Source organism: Paenarthrobacter sp. NPDC089322 (assembly GCF_040684895.1).
Classification (GTDB): domain Bacteria; phylum Actinomycetota; class Actinomycetes; order Actinomycetales; family Micrococcaceae; genus Arthrobacter.
The window spans coordinates 10,731-32,900 of record NZ_JBFBGW010000012.1 but is presented as its reverse complement, the minus strand read 5'-3'; the positions used below and the strand labels follow the sequence as shown (position 1 = coordinate 32,900).

The 22,170-nt window shown below is 64.6% G+C and carries 10 protein-coding genes and 1 pseudogene; all 11 read left to right on the top strand.

The genetic code is table 11. The features are described 5' to 3' along the window. Positions 1-28 precede the first annotated feature (28 nt). The 11 genes and pseudogenes from AB0N65_RS13070 (at position 29) to AB0N65_RS13020 (ending at position 22,106) form a co-directional block, all read left to right on the top strand. The gene (locus AB0N65_RS13070; protein WP_364161974.1) at positions 29-6,142 is read left to right on the top strand and encodes an Ig-like domain-containing protein; all 6,114 of its coding nucleotides are present in this window, start codon (positions 29-31) and stop codon (positions 6,140-6,142) included. A 91-nt stretch (positions 6,143-6,233) separates the two neighbouring features. Beyond that, positions 6,234-7,205 carry a MoxR family ATPase gene (locus tag AB0N65_RS13065; RefSeq protein WP_364161971.1) on the top strand — a complete coding sequence of 324 codons (972 nt, stop codon included), beginning with the start codon at positions 6,234-6,236 and terminating at the stop codon, positions 7,203-7,205. A 50-nt stretch (positions 7,206-7,255) separates the two neighbouring features. Further along, positions 7,256-8,623 carry a DUF58 domain-containing protein gene (locus tag AB0N65_RS13060; RefSeq protein WP_364161968.1) on the top strand — a complete coding sequence of 456 codons (1,368 nt, stop codon included), beginning with the start codon at positions 7,256-7,258 and terminating at the stop codon, positions 8,621-8,623. Then, complete coding sequence (locus tag AB0N65_RS13055; protein WP_364161965.1) at positions 8,620-11,070, top strand: transglutaminase domain-containing protein; 2,451 nt, start codon at positions 8,620-8,622, stop codon at positions 11,068-11,070. The genes AB0N65_RS13060 and AB0N65_RS13055 overlap by 4 nt, the downstream gene beginning before the upstream one ends. Further along, a pseudogene (locus AB0N65_RS13050) lies at positions 11,060-11,140 on the top strand (zinc-ribbon domain-containing protein); the annotation flags it as partial. The gene AB0N65_RS13055 and the pseudogene AB0N65_RS13050, both read left to right, overlap by 11 nt. A gap of 219 nt (positions 11,141-11,359) precedes the next feature. Continuing rightward, positions 11,360-12,523, top strand: a complete 1,164-nt coding sequence (locus tag AB0N65_RS13045; protein ID WP_364162159.1) for an RDD family protein — start codon at positions 11,360-11,362, stop codon at positions 12,521-12,523. Then, positions 12,520-13,422, top strand: coding sequence for a protein phosphatase 2C domain-containing protein (locus AB0N65_RS13040; protein ID WP_364161962.1), 903 nt, complete (start codon positions 12,520-12,522; stop codon positions 13,420-13,422). The genes AB0N65_RS13045 and AB0N65_RS13040 overlap by 4 nt, the downstream gene beginning before the upstream one ends. Next, positions 13,409-15,232 (top strand): hypothetical protein, encoded by a 1,824-nt coding sequence (locus AB0N65_RS13035; protein ID WP_364161960.1) that lies wholly within the window; start codon positions 13,409-13,411, stop codon positions 15,230-15,232. The genes AB0N65_RS13040 and AB0N65_RS13035 overlap by 14 nt, the downstream gene beginning before the upstream one ends. Next, complete coding sequence (locus AB0N65_RS13030) at positions 15,229-16,905, top strand: serine/threonine-protein kinase (protein WP_364161957.1); 1,677 nt, start codon at positions 15,229-15,231, stop codon at positions 16,903-16,905. Before AB0N65_RS13035 ends, AB0N65_RS13030 begins: the two co-directional genes overlap by 4 nt. A 45-nt stretch (positions 16,906-16,950) precedes the next feature. Continuing rightward, positions 16,951-17,655: a hypothetical protein gene (locus tag AB0N65_RS13025; protein WP_364161954.1), complete on the top strand. Its 705-nt coding sequence runs from the start codon at positions 16,951-16,953 to the stop codon at positions 17,653-17,655. Then, complete coding sequence (locus AB0N65_RS13020) at positions 17,652-22,106, top strand: FtsK/SpoIIIE domain-containing protein (RefSeq protein WP_364161952.1); 4,455 nt, start codon at positions 17,652-17,654, stop codon at positions 22,104-22,106. Before AB0N65_RS13025 ends, AB0N65_RS13020 begins: the two co-directional genes overlap by 4 nt. Positions 22,107-22,170: the final 64 nt, after the last annotated feature.

Here is a 22,170-nt window from a genome sequence, read left to right as displayed (position 1 = left end):
AGCTGTACGACAAGGGAATTTTGGGGCTGTGACATCTTTCTTCGGCAAGCTGGGGCTGAAAAAGCGTCGAAACAAAAAACTCATAACGGCTACAGCCGTGTCCGCGGCCGGTGCCGTACTGGTGGCGGGTGCCGTACTGTACCCGGGGTTCAAGACCACCGAGGTGGACCTGAACGACGGCGGCGTGTGGGTAGTCAGCAAGACAAAGAACGCCGTCGGCAGGTTGAACTATCCGTCTCGTGTCCTTGACGGGGCAGTGACGCCCGCGAGCACCACTTTCGATGTCCTGCAGCACGACGGCAACGTCTTCGTGGACGACGAATCCGGGTCCACCATCAACCAGGTCTCGGCAGCTAACCTCAAGCTTGGCGGCGATAAACAGCTCCCGTCATCCTCGCAAGTCAGCTACGGCTCCACCGTCCTGTCCGTAACCGACCCCGCTCGAGGCAAGGTGTGGGCCCTTTCCCCGTCCTCAGTGAACGGGTTTGACGAAGAAGGAACGGAGCCGGTCCTCACCGGCTCGCAGGGCATCGTGTCCGCCGTGGGCCAGGACAACCGGATCTACACGGCTGATCCCGGCAAGGGCGAGATCACCATCACCACCGTGGACGCTACCGGCGAGCGGACGGCTTCCGAAGCGACCAAAGTGGACGAGCTCAAGGGCGCCGGAGACCTGCAGATCGCCGTTGTTGGCGACAAGCCGGTGGTTCTGGATGCGGCGTCCGGAAACCTCTTCCTGCCGGGCGGACGCAAGCTCCAATTGCAGGACGCGCGTGAAGCCAAACTCCAACAGAGCGGCGAAGACAGCGGCTTTGTGGCTATCTCCACTCGGAAATCACTGTTGAAGCAGCCCTTGGACGGGTCGACGGCCGCCACCGTCAATGCCGACGGCGAGGGTGTTCCCGCTGCGCCCGTGCAGGTCAGCAAGTGTGTGCACGCTGCGTGGTCCGGGGCCAACAAGTACGTCCGCGATTGCGACAACGACGCCGACGACAAGAAAAACGACGTACCCAAGGCCAGCGCATCCCCGAGCTACGTTTTCCGTGTGAACCGGGACCTCGTGGTCCTCAACGACATCAATTCCGGCAGCGTATGGCTGGTCAACCAGAACATGCAGTTGGTCAACAACTGGGACGATGTGGTGCCGCCGAAGAACCAGTCCGATGACCAGGACCAGGAATCCGCGGACAACAACACCATCAATGTCCTTCCCGACCGCACCAAGCCCAACCGGGCACCCGAAACCAAACCGGACGAGTTTGGCGTCCGGCCCGGCCGGACGTCCATCCTGAGCGTGCTGGACAACGATTCAGATCCCGACGGCGATGTCCTCACCGCCGCGGTTGGCGCCAACGGCCCCAGGGCCGGGACCCTCGAAAACATCTACGGCGGTTCAGCGTTCCAAGTCAAAGTCCCGGCCGAAGCCACGCCCGGTACTGAAGTTTTCGACTACAACGCCTCCGACGGACGCGGATTGTCGGCCGGCGGCAAAGTTACCCTGCGCGTGGTGGCCCCTGAAGACAACAGGCCCCCGTTCTTCAAACGCGCCGAACCTACCACCATGCTCGTAGAGCAGGGTAAGTCGGTAAGCCAAAACATCCTCACGGACTGGATGGATCCCGATGGGGACGACCTCGTCCTGTTGGATGCCAAGGCCGACAACGAGCAGGACCAGGTCAAAGTACGCCGTGACGGTCTGCTGACCTACCAGGACTCCGGTGCGGCCGCCGGCAAGAAGAACGTGACCATTACGGTGTGGGATGGCCGCGCCACCACCGAGGGCCGCGTCGTCGTGAACGTGCAGCCGCCGGGCGCCCTCGCGCCTGTGGTCAATGCAGACCATGTCACCGCCGTCGTAGGCCAGGACCTGGTGATCGCGCCCCTGAAGAACGACGTCGACCCCAACGGCGGCGCCTTGCGCGTGGCACACGTTGAGGCCGCCGGCCAGGCCGAGCTGGGACCCGTGACCGACGGCGGGACCTTCACCTTCCGCAGCAACACTCCCGGCCCCGTGTACCTCACCTACATTGCCAGCAACGGTCCCCAGAGCAGCCAAGGGCTGATTCGCGTGGACGTGGAGTCCGGTAAGGACGCAGGAGCGCCGGTGGCTGTCCACGACGTCGCCCTCCTCCCGGTAGGCGGCAGCGTACTGGTCGATCCGCTCGCGAACGACTCCGATCCTTCCGGTGGCGTGCTGGTCCTTCAATCCGTCAACGTGCCCCCGGGTTCCTCTGCTTCCGTCAGCGTGATTGACCACAGCGTCCTGCGCGTCACCGATGTCCTTGGCGCCAAGGAACCCTTCGTTTTCAGTTACACCATGTCCAACGGCCGCGGTTCGGCTACGGGGACGGTAGGTGTGATGCCCGTCCCGGCCCCCGCCGTCGTCGAAGCTCCGCAGCCGAAACCCGACGAAGTCAACGTACGCGTCAACGACGTCGTCACCATCCCCGTCCTGGACAACGACACCCACCCGCAGGGCGAAAAGTTGTCCGTTGACCCGGAGTTGGCCCAGACGGTAGCCGAAGAAGACGGCAAGGCCTTCATTTCCGAGAACACCCTGCGCTTCATCGCCGGCCCCACGCCGAAGACCGTGCGTGCCATCTACAACGCCGTCGATCCACAGGGACAGAAGAGCGCAGCAGCGGTCACCATTCACATCCTGCCGCTGGAAGGCGCCCAGAACTCGCGGCCACAGCCGCAGAACCTTACAGCGCGCGTCGTGGCCGGCGGTACGGTACGGATTCCGGTGCCGTTGGACGGCATCGATCCGGACGGCGACTCCGTCCAGCTCACCGGCATCGACAGCACGCCCACCATGGGAACCGCGACGGCGGGTAGCAACTTCATCGATTTCGTCGCCGCCGGCGACGGTGCCGGTACCGATACATTCCGGTACAAGGTGATCGACCGCCAAGGTGCCGTCAACACCGGAACGGTCACCATCGGCGTCGCGCCCCGCGGTGAAGACAACCAAAAGCCGGCTCCGGTGGACGACGAAGTCAAGGTCCGGCCGGGCCGCCAAATCGCGGTGGACGCGACGGCGAACGATACCGACCCCGATGGCGACCAGATCCGGATCCTGAGTGACAGCATCGAAGCCGACGAAGGCCTGGACGCGCAGGTCAGCAAGACCAGCGGCCGCATCCTCGTTACCGCTCCTGCCGCCGAAGGCACCGTGAACGTCCGCTATTCGGTAGCCGATGACCGCGATGCCGTAGGCCAGGCCACCATCCGCGTGATCGTCAAGAACGACGTCCCGCTGCAGGCTCCGATTGCCCGTGACGACCGGGTTACCTCGGCGCAGACACTCGGGAAGACGGCAGTGGATGTTCCTGTCCTCAAGAACGATGAGGATCCCGACGGTGTGGGGGAGAACCTGAAGATCAGCACGGGCCTTGAGACGGCCCGGCCTGGTTCCGAGGGCAACGTGGTTGTGGACCTGACCGAGCAGGCGCAACTGGTGCCCTACACCGTGGAAGACGTGGACGGCCAGAAGTCGACCGCCATCATTTGGGTTCCGGGCATCGGCCAGCAGGTTCCTACGCTCGCCAAGGATGAGGTTGTTGAGCTGGTCTCCGGCCAGTCCGTCACCGTGAATCTTGCTGACTGGGTCAAGGTGCGGGACGGACGTACGCCCCGTTTGACGCAGACGGACCGCATCAAGCTGATCGGTGCCGACGGCAGCGATCCTGTTGCCGGCAACGGAACTGCCATCAAGTACACCGCAGGTACTGAATACGTGGGACCCGGCTCCATCAGCTTCGAAGTGACCGATGGAACCGGCCCGGACGACCCCAACAGTTTGAAGTCCACGCTCAGCATCCGGACCAAAGTCCTTCCGGACCCCAACAAGAACAACCCGCCCACGCTGCTCGGCAGCGAAGTTGAGGTGCCCAAGGGAGATTCGGCCAGCCTCGACCTGGAGAAGCTGACCTCGGATCCGGATGCGGACGACGTCCCGAACATGGCGTACGAGCTGGTGGGCGCTGCCCCCGGTGGCTTCAGGGTGAACATCGACGGGAAGACCCTCAGGGTATCCGCCGAGGACTCCGTGCAGATCGGCCAGGGCGGCACTGTCCAGGTGAAGGCCAAGGACCGCCGCGGCTTGGAAGCGCTGGCCACCTACAAGTTGTCAATGACAGCCTCCAACAGGCCCAAACCTGTGGCCAACGACGACGTGGAGCCGGAGGCCCAATCAGGGAAGCCTGTCACGGTCAACGTGCTGGCCAACGATTCCAACCCGTTCCCGGAGACGCCGTTGAAGATTGCGGCGGCGGAAACAGAAACCGGCAGCGGCAACACCGAGGTGGCCGGAGACTCAGTGACGGTGACCCCTGCTCCCGGATTCACCGGAACCTTGGTGGTCTCCTACACAGTGGCGGACAAGACGGGGGAGACCTCGCGGCAGGCAACGGCCCGTATCAGGCTTACCGTCAAGGACAAGCCGGCTGCGCCCAGCACTCCCCTTGCGCAGAGCGTGGGGGACCAGACTGCCCTTCTGACGTGGAACGCTCCCGCTGACCGGGGCTCGCCCATCACCAAGTACACGGTGTATGGAGAGGGAGGATTCAAGCAGGACTGCCCGGCCAATACGTGCACCTTGACGGGGCTCACCAACAACGTGAAGTACCACTTTGCAGTGACAGCTACCAACGCCATCAACGAGTCGGACCGTTCTCCGGTGTCCGCGGAAGTGCGCCCGGACGTCAAGCCGGATACTCCGGCGGCACCCACACTGAAGTACGGGGACAAGGAGTTGTCCGTTGCCTGGGTTCCCCCGGCCAGCAAAGGTTCGCCGATCAAGTCCTACGATCTTGAAATCTCACCTGCTCCGGCAGGGCAGAATCCCCAGATCCAGAACCTCACCGGCGCGAGCTACGTGTGGAAGGGGCTGACCAACGGCGTTGCCTACAAGGTCCGCGTCCTTGCCCGCAACGATGCCAAGGAACCATCCGAGTGGAGTCCCTACTCCGCCGCGGAAACCCCGGCGGGAGTACCCGCAACGCCCGCGGCACCGACTGTGTCCGGGGCCGGGTCTGTCGGCGACCAAAGCCAACTCAAGGTGAGCTGGGCGGCGCCCAACAACAATGGTGACCCTGTGTCCACCTACACGCTGACCACTTACCGGGGCGGCGCCGTCGTGGGCTCCCAAGCGGTGGCTGCAACGTCGCAAAACGTGACCGTAGCCAACGCCGAAGCCGACTACACGTTCACGGTTTCGGCTACCAACAAGGCCGGCGTCAGTGGCGTCAGCCAGCAATCGGCCGCTATCCGGGCAGCAGGAAAGCCGGGCATGGTGGGGAGTGGTTCCGTTACTGCAACCGGCACGAGCGGGCAACTGCGGGTGACCTTCACCCCGTTGACTGCTGCCGAGCGCAACGGCTCGCAGGACGGTGAGATCACGTACCGCTGGCAAACAGCTCACGGCTCCGGGCCGATCGGCAGGGGCGGAGGCGACATCGGTGGCCAGCCAAACGGGACCAACGTGGTGGTCAACATCATCGCCACGTCCGTGAAGAACAATATGTCCGGCGATGCGAAGGCCATCGGCACCGGCAACCCCTACGCGCCTCCGAATGCGCCGAACGTCAACGGCGGCACGTCCGCCAAGGGTGATGGCGAAGTGCATTGGAACTGGAACCCGCCGAACATGAATGGCCGGCCCCTGGACCACTACGAAGTGAAGCTTGACGGCGGCGCGTGGCAGTCGGTCGGTGGAGCCACCAGGTTTGACGCTTCCGGCGGTGGCTGGAACAAGACGCGAACGCTTGAGGTTCGGGCCGTCACGGTTGTCGCGGGTGCCGTCGGACGGGCCAACGCCACCAGCGGGGACGACCCCACGCCGCCACCGCCCACGTCCTGGACCATCACCGCAACGCCCGTGCGCAGCTGCACCGAGCCGCGCTACGGCACGGACAGTTTCCGGGCCGGCAACCCGTCGTCGTGTGTGGGCGAGGGCAAGTGGCTCAACGCAGGAGCCTCGGGCCAGTCGGATTACTACGTGGTCTGGTACAAGAGCGCGGACAACCCGAGCGGCATCTGGTATCACCTGACGTCAGGAATGGCTGCTGGAAACTTCGTCCGTCACGATACGACCAACCGGGATGGCCAGGGACCACCTCCGGGAATGCCGCAGCGATGAAATATTTAGCCGCAGGACTTAAGCTAATCGATGGACTAAGTGGCGTGTCATCACGTTGCTCCAGGAAAACCAAGAAAAGGAACTCAACGCCATGACCATGACCAGCGAGCAGGCCGCGTGGTTTGCAGAAACGTTCGAAAAGCTCGTTGCCAACGTCGGGCAGGCAGTCCTCGGTAAGGAACACGTCATCCGGCTCACGTTCACGGCGATGTTGGCTGAGGGACACGTCCTGTTCGAGGATGCGCCCGGGACCGGCAAGACCTCCTTGGCCCGCGCTTTGGCAGCCACGGTGCAGGGTTCCCACAACCGCATCCAGTTCACGCCCGATCTCCTGCCATCGGACGTGACGGGCGTGACCATCTATGACCAGAAGACCCAGAAATTCGAGTTCCACAAGGGCCCGGTGTTCAGCAACATCGTCCTCGCGGACGAAATCAACCGTGCCTCACCGAAGACGCAGTCGGCCTTGCTGGAGGTCATGGAAGAATCCCGCGTCACGGTTGACGGGACCACGTACGACGCCGGCCGGCCGTTCATGGTTCTGGCAACGCAGAACCCCATTGAGCAGGCCGGAACCTACCGACTGCCCGAAGCCCAGTTGGACCGCTTCCTGATCAAGACCTCCATTGGCTACCCGGACCACTCGTCCACGGTGCGTTTGTTGGGCGGCACCAATCTCAAGGATCGGTCGAAGGACCTCTCCGCGATCATCACCACCCAAGCCGTTGCGGACATGGCGGACCTCGCGGCCACGACCCACGTGGACACGGCAGTGCTGGAATACATCTCCCGCCTGTGCGAGGAAACCCGAAATGCCACGGAAACGCGACTCGGTGTCTCCGTCCGTGGAGCCCTGGCCATGGTCCGCGCGGCGAAGGTGTGGGCTGCAGGGCAGGGCCGTAACTTCGTGCTGCCGGACGACGTCAAGGAACTCGCGCCTGTGGTGTGGACGCACCGTTTGGTGATGGATCCCGAGGCTGAATTCTCGGGCGCGACTCCCGAGGTCGTGTTGGCACGCGTCCTCGCCGAGGTCGCCGCCCCGCAGCAACGCGCGAGCGCCTAGGCCCGGCGACTCCCAACCCCGCACTCCCGGTTCGAACAAAGGTCCCCAACATGTCCTCCAGCACACCCCTGAAAAGGGCTGCTGAATCGCTCAAGCGCGCATCGTCGGCGCTTGGCGGCAAGATCCGCGCCCTCCGCGGTCCCGGTAACGGCAAGTCCGGCAAGCTTCACCCAGCGGCCGTCTGGTCGGAGGCGATCGGGACGGCAGGGGAGTTTGTTGCCCCTGCGTGGGCCAAGGTCCGCGACGTGTGGTTGCGGTTTGCCTGGCCCGTGCTTTCGGTGGTGAGCGTGCTCGGTTGGGTGGTTCTTGCCACGGCTGTTGGTCTCTGGATCGTAGGCCAGTCGTGGGGCTGGCAGGAGGCGAAGTCGGCCGCCCTGGTTGCGTTCCTCTTGTTCGTGCTGGCGGTGGCTTTCATCGTGGGACGCTCGGCGTACGGGGTGGTGCTTGACCTGGCGAGGACCAGGGTTGCCGTAGGGGATGATGCGGTGGGCAGCATTGCGGTCTCCAATGTGTCGGCCAGGCCCTTGCTGCCGGCCGCTTTGGAGCTTCCCGTGGGCGCTGCAACGGCGATCTTCCACTTGCCGCGCATGAAGCCGGCACAGGTGCACGAGGACCTGTTCACCATTCCTACGGCGCGCCGTGCCGTGATCGTCGTGGGACCTGTGAGGTCCGTGCGGGCGGACCCGCTTCACCTTCTCCGCCGGCGTGTCCTGTGGACGGAGCCCGTGGACCTTTTCGTGCATCCACGGACTGTCCCATTGGGTGGCTCGGCAGCAGGGTTCATCCGGGATTTGGAAGGCATGCCCACCACGGAGCTTTCCAGCGCCGACGTATCCTTCCACGCGCTGCGCGACTACGTGCCGGGGGACGACCGCCGGCATATCCACTGGAAGACAACCGCCCGGACAAACAAGCTCATGGTTCGCCAGTTCGAGGAGACACGCCGCGCGCACCTTGCCGTATCACTGTCCATCAACACCGATGAGTACGACTCGGAACCGGAATTTGAGATGGCAATTTCCGTGGCCGCATCCATTGGCCGCCAGGCTATCCGTGAACAGCGCGAACTGGACGTCCTGACGCAGAAGGGACCGCTGCGCTGTGAGACCGGCCGCAACTTGCTGGATGACATGACGAGGATCGTCGGGGCACCCATGCGGAAGACCGCCGTCGACCTCGCCCGGACCCTGGCCGATACGGTCCCGAACGCTTCCGTGGTCTTTTTCGTCGTCGGCAGCCACGTCACGGCAACCCAGTTGCGTTCCGCGGCGGCGTCCGTCCCGCCCGGTGTCCGCAGCCTTGCCGTGCGGGTCCAACCCGGCGCGGCGCCGTCGAGGGCGAACATCGCTGACCTCACGGTCCTGACGGTGGGCGACCTTGACGACCTGGCCATCGTTCTTCGAAAGGCGGCAGCATGAGCACCGCGCCGAATCTTCGCGATCGTTCGCGGCAGGGCAAACGGACAGCCGGCAGGGCAGCCAACCGCTCGGAATCGTCGGTCTTCCAGGACGGCCGTCCTTTATGGCATTTCGCGGTGGATTGCGGCGCCTTGGCGGTCCTGTTGTTCCTGGGCGTGCTGGGTTTCAGCCTGAGCTTCGGGGGAGACCCCTACTACCTGATCGCCGGAGTGGGCGGAATCGTTCTGGGTCTCGGCTTGGCGGTCCTTAATGCGCACCTTCGGCTTGGACTGCTGATCACCACGGCGATGGCCTTTGGTGCCTACATGCTGTTCGGCTCTGCGCTGGCGGTCCCCGACACCGCAGTGCTCGGTTTCCTGCCCAGCCTGGACTCCCTGCGGACTTTGTTGCTGGGAATCGTGTTCGCATGGAAGGACATGCTGACTGTTGGCGTCCCGGTGGGCACCGCGAACGGCATGCTGATCGTGCCCTTTTTGAGCTCGCTGCTCATGTCGCTGGCCGCCGGCCTGTTGGCGTGGCGCCTCAGGAGCCCCTATTGGCCGCTCTTTCCAGTGCTGGTGCTGTTTGTGACCGGTATCGCCTTCAGCACCAGCGCGGGCTTTCTCAACGTGGAACGGGGCGTGTCGCTGACCATTGTTTCCATCGTGTGGGCCACGTTCCGCCGGGAAGCCTTGCGGCAAAGCAGTACGCGGACAGTTTCGGCCAACAGGCCGGATTCCGACGCCGGTGCGGCCCGCCGCGGCAAGCTTCGTCGGCTGGGGACTGCTGCAGGCGTCATCGCGGTGGCGGTTGGCGTCACGGCGATCGCCTCGCCCGTGGTCACGGCGGGCGATGACCGCAAGGTGCTGCGCAACACTATCGTGCCGCCCTTCGATCCCCGGGACTACATCACGCCCTTGGCGAGTTTCCGCAACTTCGTGAAGGACGAGAAGGACACCACGCTGTTCACGGTCAAGGGCTTGCCGAAGGACGCGCGCGTCCGCTTGGCGGCGCTGGATGCCTTCAACGGCTTGAACTACACCATGGATCCGAACAGCTCCGGCAACTTCAGCAAGGTCGGCGACGCCCGCTCGCTCAATACCCTGGCCGATACGGGAAGCCCTGTTGCCGGGTCCAACTACACACTGGAAATCAGCATCGAGGACTACCAGGGCTACTTCGTTCCGGGTGGCCGTCACACTACCGGCATGAGTTTCCTGCAGAGCTCGGGGGCAGCGTCGGGTCTTTACTTCAACGCCGGCACTGACACAGCCGTGACCACCAAAGGCCTCGCCAAAGGCGATACGTATACGGTCCAGGTTTCCGACCCGGGCGTACTGGAACATGGCCAGCTGACTCAGTACGACTTCGCAAAGCTCACCTTGCCGGAAGCCCAGGAAGTCCCGCCCATTGTGGCGTCACAGGCCAACGAACTTTCGGCTGATGCTCCGACAGCCATTGACCGTGTCCGGCAGATCGAAGCCCACTTCCAGAAGAGCGGTGCCTTCAGCAACGGCTTGGTCGCTGAGGGCCAGGTGCCGAGCTTGCCGGGACACAGCGCGGCCCGTGTCCGCAATCTGCTGTCTGCCAAGCAGATGCTGGGCGACGACGAACAGTACGCCGTGTCCATGTCCCTCATGCTCCGCCACCTCGGCATTCCGTCCCGCGTCGTGATGGGGTTCTATCCGGATCCCAAGAGTCCGGAAAACGGTGCCGGCGACGTCAAGATCACGGGCAAGGACGTGCACGCCTGGGTGGAGGTCGCCTTCGACCGCGTTGGTTGGGTTGCCTTCGATCCGACTCCGCCCAAGGACAACGTACCGATTCCGCCGGACCCGGAGAACAAATCCAAGCCCAAGCCCCAGGTGCTGCAGCCTCCGCCTCCGCCGCAGGAGCCCGCAGACCTGCCACCGGACTCCACTCCGGACGCCCTGGACGCCGACGAGAAGAAGGACAACCCGTGGCTGTTCTGGGGTCCGTTGCTTGCCGCCATCGGCGTTGCGTTGATTCCCTTGGGGATTCTCGCCGTGCCGCTGCTGCTGATCCTTCTGCTGAAGGCCCGACGCCGGAAGGCCCGCTTCCGTGATGGCCACCCGGCCCAGCGGGTCGGCGGAGGGTGGAACGAGGTGATCAGCCTCGCCACGGATATGGGTGCCTCCATCGACCCCAAGTCGACCCGCCGTGAGTCTGCCACTGTCCTTGCCGATGCCTTCCCGAACGCAGGCAACACCACCACGATGCTGGCGCACAGGGCCGACGCCGCGGTCTTCGGTGCAGGCCAGCCAAGCGAGGAAGAGGTCAAGAAGTACTGGGAGATCGTGGATTCCTCGTTGGACGACATCACGGGAAGCGTTGGCTTCTGGAAACGGCAGCAGGCCCGTTTCTCCCCGCGTTCATTGCTGTCGGACGGACGCGCGGCACTGCGCCGACGTGAATACCTCAAGAAGGGCAAGTCTGATGGCCAGTGAAGCTGAACTGTGCCCGGCGTGCCGCCACGCGGTCCGCCCGGGCGCGGCGTTTTGCACGTATTGCGGCTCGCCGCTCAGCAACCGGGGTGCCCGGAAGGAACGGAACGTGAACCAGTCGCAGAAAGCTGCCCTGGACTTCGCAAACCGTCAGGGTCAGCCCGATCCCGGTAGTATCTCGGTAGCGTCGTCGCCGGTTTCAACGCCGCCGGGAGCAGGTCACCCGGATGGTTCGCGATCGGCACACGGTGCAGGAACAGGCTTACTAGCGGGACCAGGGGGAGGGACTACCATGACTGCGCAGCTTGAGCTGGTGCCGGGGTCTGCCGGGAAGCGTCTGGGCGCGGCGGTGCTCGACTGGCTGGGACCCATTGCTGTGCTGGCGACCACCTTCGCGATCGGCATCGCCGGTATCACCCAAACACGCAGGAACGGGTTCATCGTCTACGACACCGGGTTGCTTGTCCTTCTGGGCAGCATCGGCCTGGGCGTCACCGTGGTCTACATCTTCGTGATGCTTGCGCTCGAAGCCAAGTCCGGCAACACCATCGGCAACCAACTCATGGGCATCCGCAGCACTGATGCCGACGGCTACGCGCCCGGCGCAGGAGTGGTCTTCGTTCGCGGCATCCTGACCGGGGGGCTCCTGTTGCTGGGGACCATCGTCGGAGCCGTGTTCCTTGGCCTTGGGCTGCTCGGCCTCGTCCTTTGGATCGCACTTCCCGTCATGGTCCTCGGAGTGGCCTGGGCCATCCTCGTGGTTGTTTCCAACGCATGGGACAGCAACGGCAAGCTGCGTGGCTGGCATGACAAAGCCGCGAAATCACTGGTCTTCGACGTAGGCGCGGGTCGGAACCCGGTGACTACGGGTGGTATTCAGGGCCCTTACAGCTTTGCTCCTGTGGACCTGCCGCCCGTGCAGCCTGTGGCTTCCCCCGTGCCGACGGCCTCCGTTAAGCAACAACCTTCGCATGATCCGAACCAGTGGCATCCGCCTGCGGCTTCGCGGCCCGTTGCTGTTGTTCCCCAGGTATCCGCCCAGGCTCCCGCAGTGCTGCAGCCCGCCCACCCTGACGATGTCGTAGAGCGGACCCGGATGCGTCCCGGTGCGCCCTCCCGTGGACAAGCCGCGCTCCGCATCCGCGTGGATGACGGCCAGGACGTCCAGTTGGCAGGCACTGCGCTTTTGGGCCGGAACCCCGCGCCGCAGCCCGGCGAAACGGCCGAGCAGTTGCTTCCGGTCTCTGATCCGGGCCGGTCCATTTCCAAGACCCACCTGCATCTTCGCACCGACGGTGATGGTGTTTGGGTGACTGACCGCAACTCCACCAACGGCAGCGCCGTCACAACGCCCGATGGCATCCAAACGCGGTTGCATCCAGGCGAAGCAGTCTTCGTCCGCCCCGGTTCCACCGTTCACTTCGGGGACCGTTCCTTCCACCTAGGACAAGCATGAACTCACAGCCGGCAACGCCTGCCGACGCCGATCCCGCTGCAGGCGGATCTTCCTTCCGGCTTAGTTATGGTTACGGCACAGACCGTGGCCTCAGGCGCGAATTGAACGAGGATTCGTTTATCGCCTCGGATCCCGTCTTTGCTGTCGCGGACGGCATGGGCGGCCACGAGGCCGGTGAAATCGCGAGCGGCATGTGCGTGCGGACATTGGGCAGCGCCCCGGAATTGGCCGCAGGGGTCCGTACAGCTTCGGCCGCAGACCTTCAGGCCTGCCTGCTGAAGGCCGACGCCAGCATCCGCAAGGCAACGGGGGCGCGCGCCGGCACCACGCTTTCCGGCGTCGTGGTGGTTGAACAAATGGGTGTGCCGTACTGGTTGGTCATGAACATCGGTGATTCCCGGACCTATCGCCTCAGCCAAGGGGAGTTCGCCCAAATCAGCGTGGATCACTCCGAAGTCCAGGAATTGGTGGATTCCGGTGACATCACGGCTGACCAAGCCGCCATCCATCCTCGCCGGCACGTCGTGACACGGGCCTTGGGCACGGGCGACGAGACCGAGGCTGATTTCTGGTTGTTGCCCATCCAGGAAGGCGACCGCATCATGGTCTGCTCCGATGGGCTCAACGGCGAACTGGGCGATGACCATATGTTCCGCATCCTCAGCACTGTGGCGCATCCGCAGGACGCCGTTGACGCCCTGATCCAGGCGGCCCTCCGCAGCGGCGGACGCGACAACGTCACCGTGATTGTGGTGGACGCCAAGAACGTCCTGAACGACGCCGGCATCGCCACCACCGCGCCACGGCCGGAAAGCGAAACCGAGGTGGAGGAGGACACCCTCCCCAGGGCCTGGGTCACCGGTACTGACACGGAGGAGCCTGCTGATGGCCAGCGATAGCCCCGGGGCTGAAACCCGCTACCAAGGCGGAGACTGGTTCGCTATCGTCCGTCAGGGCACTGTCGTATTGCTCGGGTCCGACACCACTCCCGCCTTGGTTCACTCCGTGTGGGAATTGCTTGCGTCCAAACCCGAGGCCCACGAAGTCCTCCATGCTGTCACCGACGCCTTCGGTGTCTCGCTGAGCCGAATCCCGCCCTTTGGCATCATCGACTCCAAGGACGGCCTCCGCGTCTTCCTGCGCGGTGACCTTGAGCTCGCCGTCACTCTGCCTACGGGGGAAGAGCACCTTTCCGGCCGGGACGTTACAACGTGGACGGAGCGCCGCCTGCCTGCCGCGGATTCGTACAGCTTGCAGATTGGCCCGGGCACCGGTTCGACGCCGGACGGCGGCTTGCCGTTGACTGAAGGCGTAGTGCGGCTCGCCTCACTTGAAGTTGTGCTTGATCCCGCTGCTGAGCCGCGTGTTTCTCATTCGCGGCATGTGCCGGATGAACGGCCTGTTTTTGACGAACATCCTCAACCAGATGAGCGGCGTGTATCCGATGAGACCATGATCGGCTTTACGGAGGCTGATCTGGGACTGACCATCGCGCCCGCCCAGCTCGGGGCTGATGCCGTACCCGCTGAGGGGCTTGGTGCTCCCACTGACGAGGCTGTTGCCGCCGCCAATGAGCCCGCCGAATTTGCCGAGGAACCCGGCCAAGCCGCGCCTGAGGATGACTCCGGTGACTCACAGGACGTCCCGGTGCACACAAGCACCACGGATCCCATCGTCCCGGCGTTGGAGACCACCACCAACTATGACCACCTGTGGGACAAAACGGTCATGCGGAACATCGAAGATGCAGCGGTGAGGTTGGACGCGGACTCCGACGGACATGATGCCCCAGCGCTCCTTGGAACCCCGGCTCCAGCACCCGAATCAACGCCAGCACCCCAGACGGTCGAACCGGCTACAGCGGAAGGCGGGAAAGCCGCCGTCGGAGGTTCCGCCGTCGAGCAGGAACGGAACGGGGTGCAGGAACGGCAAGGGGTGCAGGAACGGCAAGGAGTGCAGGACCAGGAAGGAGCGGCTCCCGCCCAGGGCCTGATCGACTCGGTTCCGTGGCTACGCAGCAGCGCCGCGGAGCAGGCGTCCCAGCCGGCACCGCAGGTCCCTGCCGGGTGGTCGCAACCGCCCGCCGGCCCGCCATCGGTTCCTGCGCCGCCTCCGATCGCGGCACCACCTCCCATCGCGCCTGGCGTCGAGGACTTCGACCATGACGGCCAGACCATCATGAAGAGCAGCGTCGTGGGCGAGGCGGCAACTCCAGCCGGCAAGCCGCAAGAGGACCCGGCAGCTGGCAATGGTCCCAGCGTTTTGGCACGCGTGTGCTCCCAAGGGCACGCAAACCCGCCGACGTACCCGCAGTGCGCTGCCTGCGGCTCGCCATTGTCGGGCGATGCCGTTCAGGTGCCCCGGCCGCGCCTGGGCAGGATGCGGTTGTCCACGGGCGAGTTGATCGACCTTGAGCAGTCGCTCATCATCGGCCGGCAGCCCTCAGTGTCGCGTGTGCAGGGCGGAACCATGCCCCGCCTGATCCAGGTGGAGAGCCCGGGCGGGGACATTTCCCGATCCCACGTCGAGGTTCGGTTGGAGGGGTGGCACGTGATGCTGTGCGACCTCAAGGCAACCAACGGCACCGTGCTCGTCAGGGAAGGGCAGGCCCCGCGCCGCCTTGCCCAGAACGAGATGGCAATCCTGCTGGACGGTGACATCGCTGAACTGGGCGACAACATTTCATTGCGTTTCGAGGAGATTCTTTGAGTTCCAAGAGGCCCCCCGCGCCGCCTCCCGCCATCCCCGGCTTCAAGTACGTCAGCCTGTTGGGTTCCGGCGGCTTTTCCGATGTGTTCCTCTACGAGCAGGACAGGCCGCGCCGGAAAGTAGCCGTGAAGGTCCTGTTGTCGGATCTCAAGACCGAAGGTGCGCGTCGGCGCTTCGAGTCCGAAGCGAACCTGATGGCCCAGCTGTCCTCCCACCCCTACATCGTGACGATCTTCGAGGCCGAGATCACGGAGGACGGACACTCCTACCTCGCCATGGAGTACTGCTCCCGGCCGAGCCTCGATGTGCGCTACCGCCGTCAGCGCTTCAGCGTGGACGAGGTCCTTGCCGTCGGCATCCAAGTGGCCTCCGCCGTCGAAACCGCCCACCGTGCGGGCATCGTCCACCGGGATATCAAACCCGCCAACATCCTGGTGACGGACTACAACCGCCCCGCCCTCACCGACTTCGGCATCTCCGGCACCATCGGTGCAGATACTGACGACGACGCGGGTATGTCCATCCCATGGTCTCCGCCTGAGCAATTCCGCGGGGGACCGGTAGACGGTGTACCCGTGGACATCTGGGCACTCGGTGCCACTCTGTACACCCTGTTGGCCGGACGTTCGCCGTTCGTGCTGCCGGGGCAGGATAATTCCCAGCGGGAACTGATAGCGCGGATCACCAACTCCCCGCTTCCCAGGCTGGGCCGCGCGGACGTGCCGGAATCCCTGGAACTGGTCCTGGCGACCTCCATGGCCAAGTCGCCGGACTCGCGTTACTCCTCCGCCCATGCCTTTGCCCTGGCACTGCAGCGGATCCAGACGGAACTGAACCTGTCGGTGACGCCCTTCGAGGTGCTTGAGGAACCGGGCCACGGCGATGACCACCCGGACGATAACTTCGAGGAAACCAGGGTCCGGAGTATCGCCTCGATCGATCCGGACGCGTCCGGGACGGCGACTACCGGCTCTGCACCGACGTTCCCGGCCCGCACGTTCCCCTCCACCTTGCCCGGGCAAACCCGGCCCGGTGCCTCACCCGTCACCGGACAGGCACCGCAGCTTCCACCCGCCGCCTTCCACTCGCCGGAAACAACTCCTCCGGGCAATTCGGAGTCAACGGTCCTGCGGGGTTGGCAGCCATCCGGCCGGCAGGACGCCGTCGACGCCACCGTCGCGCGCTCTGCGGTGCAATCGCCCGCTGCCGCGTCGGGAGAAGCCGAACCGGCCAACCACGGCAAACGTAACCTGTGGCTCGCGGCGACGGGCGCGGCGGTGCTGGCTGTCGCCGTCGTCGTTGGCGTGGTCCTCGGGGCCAACGCGCAACCCAAGGCGGTGCCCACCGAGACCGCCAGCCAGCCGCCTGCCGACGCACTTGGAGACGGCGGTGTTCCGGACGTGGAGGGGCTCGTGGGCATTCGGGATCCCGAAAAGCCCGACTTTGCCGACTTCTCGTGGACGAACCCCCAGCCCAAGGACGGTGATACGTACAAGTGGCGTTACAAAACGGTCCTGCTCACCGAAAGTGAGTACAACACCTCCGAAACGGAGCCCCGTGCACGGGCATGGTTTGGTGGGGACACAGAGCTCTGCATCCAGGTGATCATTGTCCGTGCCGACGGCACAGCCTCTCCCGGAGGCCCCGGTTCAACAGCCTGCGTTGAGGACTAGCCGGCACATGACACTTATTTACCGCCGACCGAGGAGGCACAGATCATGGGGGATCTAGCAATAGATTTCTGTGGAGAATGGTACGAACCATCGGACGAGGACATCTTCAACATCGGCCGTGAAGGTGACCTGGAAGTCGACGACAACCCGTACCTCCACCGGCGCTTCCTGCAGATCGCCCGCTACGACGGCATTTGGTGGCTCAGCAACGTCGGCAGCATGCTGTCTGCCACCATCGCTGATGGCTCAGGTGGGATGCAGGCTTGGCTGGCCCCCGGTGCCCGGATTCCGCTGGTCTTCAGCCACACGAACGTCATCTTCACCGCCGGCCCCACCACCTACGAGTTCGCCGTGCACCTGAAAACACCGTCATTCCGTCACGAAGCGCGCGATCAGGACCAGGCAGGCGACACAACCATTGGTCCGGTGGTGTTCACCGATTCCCAGAAGGCGCTGATCGTTGCCTTGGCCGAACCCATGCTGCGACGCGAAGGGACCGGTTTCAGCGCGATTCCGTCATCGGCCGAGGCAGCCAAACGGCTGGGCTGGGCACTGACCCGCTTCAACCGGAAGCTGGACAACGTCTGCGACAAGCTGGACCGCGTGGGGGTGGTGGGCTTGCGTGGCGGTGCCGGCAAACTGGCCACCAACCGCCGTGCACGGCTGGTGGAACACGCTGTCACGTCGCATCTGGTGACACCCGCTGATCTGCACCTCCTTGAAATTATGACTGGAGCCGACGACGCATGAAGTTCCGTTTGACCCTGCGGCGGGACCCCGCGGAAGCGAAGGACCTCGCCGTAACCGTAGACGGCCGTGCCACCGTGGCGGACATTGCCACCGAGCTTTGGACCGCCGACCCCGCACGAAAGGGGACCGAACCGCCGTCGAACCTGTCCATCAGCGTGGACGAAGCGTTCGTTGGCGGCGGGCTGTCCGGCCACGTCCTCAACCCCTCGGATAACCTGCTCGAATCCGGGCTCCGGCCCGGATCCAAGGTTTCGCTCGCGCAAGTGAGCGAACAATTCGGAGCGAACGGCGGCCCCCACGGGAACGGCAGAGGACCCGCTGCCGCCACTCTGCGCGTCATGTCAGGGCCCGACGTCGGCCGCGAGTTTTCCCTGCCTTTCGGCACCAGCTACATCGGCCGGGACCGGGACGCCGATATCCGGCTCACGGACCCGCTGACGTCCAAGCGCCACGCCCGCATCACCGTGGGCGAAACCGTGGAGATCGTGGACACGAACTCAGCCAACGGGCTCCTCATGGACGGGCTTCCAGTAACCCGTGCCACGCTCGAATCTTCGGACACCGTGACGCTGGGCGATACATCCGTGGGTGTCGTCGCCCTGTCGCGGAACCACGGAGGCGGTCCAACATCTCCGCTGGTTGATTTCAACCGCTCGCCACGGGTGCTGCCGCGTTTTGAATCACCCAAGCGGGTACCTCCCGCGGGCCCGAAGCGTCCGGAACATCAGCCGTTCCCGTACATCATGCTGATCGCGCCGCTGCTGATGGGCGGGGTGCTCTTTGCCTTCACGCAGAACCTGCTCTCCGTGCTCTTCATGGCCATGATGCCGCTCTTCATTGTTGGCCATTATGTGGACCATAAAATGCAGGGCAAGCGCCAAGCGAAGGAAGGCCACAAGCAGTTCAAGGCTGCCATGCTTGCTTTCCGTGAGGACATCGACAGGCAACAGAACATTGAGCGCGCCGTCCGCTTGCAGGAGGCGCCGTCGGTCAGCGATACCGTGGATGCGATCTACAAGCTCGGTCCGCTCCTTTGGACGAACCGCCCCGAGCATCAGCACTTCCTGGGTGTCCGGTTCGGGCTGGGGTCCGCGCCGTCGCGCATTCAGTTCGACGAACCCGGCGCCAACGATACCGAGCCCCGATACATGCGGGAGATCCAGGAATGCCTGCAGCAGGTCCGGATCATTGAAGGCGTGCCGATCGTGTCGCAACTGCGGACGTCCGGATCCTTTGGCGTTGCGGGGGAGCGCAGCGTTGTGGACGACGTCGCCCGTGGCATGGTTCTCCAGCTTGTAGGACTCCACTCGCCGGCTGAGCTGGTGCTGACCGCGCTGACGTCCGGCCGTTCCCGTGAGCGTTGGGACTGGTTGCAGTGGCTCCCTCACGTCGGGTCCGGCCACAGCCCGTTGTCCGGTGACCACCTTGCTGCCGGCCCGGGCGCCGGAGCCTCCCTGCTGTCCCGTTTGGAAGACCTCGTGGAGCAGCGCGAAGCCCTCGCCACCGAACCCGGCCCGCAGCCTCGTCCCGCTTTGAAGGACGAGAATGAAGAAATTCCCGGCCCGGTAGTGCCGGCGATCCTGGTGGTAGTCGAGGACGACGCCCCCGTGGACAGAGGACGGCTCACCCGCCTCGTGGAACGGGGACCGGACTTTGGCGTCCACGTCATGTGGGTAGCAGCCAACGTTCAGTCCTTGCCGGCAGCATGCCGTGATTTCCTCTCCGTCGACGGCGACCACGGCACCACCACCGGCCAGGTCAGGCTGGGCCGGCACACCTACCCGGTGAGCTGCGAAAGCCTCGACACCGGCCTCGCCACGCAGCTGGCCCGCATGATGTCCCCGCTGGTGGACGTTGGGAACCCGCTGGAGGACGACTCCGACCTTCCACGTGCCGTCTCCTACGCCACGCTGATCGGCAAGGAGTTGATGGACAATCCACAGGCCGTGGCCGAACGGTGGCAGGAGAACAACTCGGTCCATGCAACGGCCGTGCCCAACCGCAAGGACAACGGAAGCCTTCGCGCGCTGGTGGGATCCAAGGGCGTGGAGCCGTTCTACCTGGACCTGAAGAACGAGGGGCCGCACGCACTGGTCGGCGGAACCACGGGTGCCGGTAAATCCGAATTCCTGCAGTCCTGGGTGATGGGCATGGCTGCGGCCTACAGCCCGGACCGGGTCAGTTTCCTCTTCGTGGACTACAAAGGCGGTGCCGCCTTCGCGGACTGCCTCCACCTGCCGCACACTGTGGGCCTCGTGACGGACCTCTCGCCGCACCTGGTCCGCCGGGCCCTGACTTCGTTGCGCGCCGAGCTCCACTACCGCGAACGGCTGCTCAACCGGAAGAAAGCCAAGGATCTGCTGGCCTTGCAGCGCGAAGCCGACCCCGAAGCGCCGCCGTACCTGATCATCATCGTGGACGAGTTCGCGGCGTTGGCCACGGAAGTCCCGGAGTTCGTCGATGGCGTGGTTGACGTTGCCGCACGTGGCCGTTCCCTGGGCCTGCACCTGATCCTGGCCACCCAGCGGCCCGCCGGCGTCATCAAGGACAACCTCCGGGCCAACACCAACCTTCGCGTTGCGCTGCGCATGGCCGACGAAGTGGATGCCGTGGATATTCTCGGCGTTCCCACGGCCGCCTACTTCGATCCTTCCATCCCCGGCCGCGGCGCCGCGAAGACGGGGCCGGGGCGGATCCAAGGCTTCCAAACCGGATATGCGGGCGGCTGGACCACGGATAAACCGCAGAGACCACGGATCGACATCGTGGAGATGGCCTTCGGATCCGGTCCGTCGTGGGAGCCGCCACCCCTTGCTTCGGTCGAGGAGGAACCCGCAGGTCCCAATGACATCGCCAGGATGACGGCCAACATCATCAGGGCAGCAGACGTCCTGGCAATCGAGCCCCCGCGCAAGCCGTGGCTCAACGAACTCGCCACCACCTACGATTTCTCCAAGCTGCCGAACCCGCGCACGGATGAACGCCTCCTGCTCGGTGTTGCCGACGATCCCGCCCACCAGGACCAGCCCACCGTCTTCTACGAGCCGGACAAGGACGGCAACATGGCCGTTTACGGAACGGGTGGTTCGGGCAAGTCGGCGGCGCTGCGTGGAATTGCCATTGCCGCCGCCGTAACACCGCGCGGAGGACCGGTGCACGTTTACGGCATCGACTGTGGTTCGTCCGGCTTGAAGATGTTGGATGGTCTTCCGCACGTGGGCGAGATCATCAACGGCGACGACGTTGAGCGGGTGGGCCGCCTCCTGCGGTGGCTCAAGGAGATTGCCGACGATCGGGCCGCCCGCTTTGCCGAGGTCAGGGCAGCCACAATCGTCGAGTACCGCCAGCTCGCCAACCGACCGGATGAGAAGCGGATCTTCGTGCTGGTCGACGGCATGTCCTCCTTCCGCGAAGGCTACGAGTACAGCAACCTCTCAGCGCTGTGGGACATCTTCCTGCAGCTCGCTACGGATGGTCGTCCCCTTGGTATCCACTTGGTCGTCAGCGGTGACCGCACCAACTCCGTACCGGCGTCGTTGCTTGCCTCCATCCAGAAGCGGCTGGTCCTGCGCCTCAGCTCGGAGGACGACTACATGACGCTGGACGTGCCCAAGGATGTCCTCAACGCAGCCTCGCCTCCCGGGCGTGGGTTGCTGGACGGACTCGAGGTCCAATTGGCAGTGCTGGGGGGCAACTCGAACCTTGCGCTGCAGGCACGCGAAGTGTCCAAGCTCAGCCAGGCCATGCTGCGCCAGGGACTCGAACAAGCGCCGCAGATCCAGAGGCTGCCGGAGCTCGTGGACCTGGACATCCTGCCCACCGGCGTTGCGGACAACCCCGTGATTGGCGTCGACGACGAGACGCTGGGGTCTGCTGCCATCGCGGCCAAGGGCTCGCTCCTGCTGGCCGGTCCGCCGGGTGCCGGGCGTACCGTCGCCCTGGTCACTTTGGCTTACGCGCTGCGCCGGTCCAACCCCCGCACGGACTTTATCTACATCGGATCCCGTCGTTCAGCCGTAGCATCCCTGAATATCTGGAGCCGCTCGCTCGTCGGGCCGGATGAGGTCTCGGACGTCGTCGACGATCTGATCGACAAAGCCACGGACAACCCGGGCTCCATGGCCATCTTCATCGAGGGCCTCACGGAATTCACGGATACGCTCGCCGAATCAGGGATCGGACGGTTGGTCACGGCGGCCATCAAGGCAGACCAGTGGGTGGTGGGAGAGTCCGAAACGTCCACGTGGTCGCAGGCTTGGTCCCTGGCGCAGCCGTTCAAGTCGGGTCGCCGCGGCCTGCTGCTGAATCCGGGAGACGTGGAGGGGGACAGCCTTCTCAATACGTCCCTGGGCCGTATCAGCAAGGACTTCATTCCGGGCCGGGGCTACATCGTGGGACGAGGCAAGGTACGCAAGCTGCAGATCGCCATGCCGCCTGAGAACCGGAGCTAGGATTTGCATCCACGCGGCTTCTTGTAGGAGGATGCCGGAAGCATTTGCCCTTCCCGGATCGCCC